Origin of the sequence: Extibacter sp. GGCC_0201, assembly GCF_017566055.1 — a bacterium.
Taxonomy (GTDB): Bacteria; Bacillota; Clostridia; order Lachnospirales; family Lachnospiraceae; genus Extibacter.
In genome coordinates, this window is the sequence record NZ_JABFCH010000276.1 from 1 (window position 1) to 210 (window position 210).

Below are 210 nucleotides of genomic sequence, written 5' to 3' on the forward strand. Positions count from 1 at the left end.
TGACAATTATTTGTAGCAAAGAAAATTTGGGATTTGCAGGTGGAAATAATTTAGGCATCGGAAAGGCAAAGGGAGATTATTTGTTTTTTCTGAATAACGATACGGTAATTACGAAGCCGGTTTTGTCGGTTCTGGTGGAGTGTCTGCAACGTGATCCCAATATAGGTTGCGTTTCTCCTAAAACCACATTTTGGCCCGAATATACGGTAT

At 39.5% G+C, this 210-nt stretch carries 1 protein-coding gene; it reads left to right on the forward strand.

Going from position 1 to position 210, the window contains the following annotated elements; translation table 11 throughout:
• Positions 1 to 210: glycosyltransferase (locus tag HJV72_RS19520; RefSeq protein WP_208073545.1), on the forward strand; the 210-nt coding region annotated here is incomplete at both ends.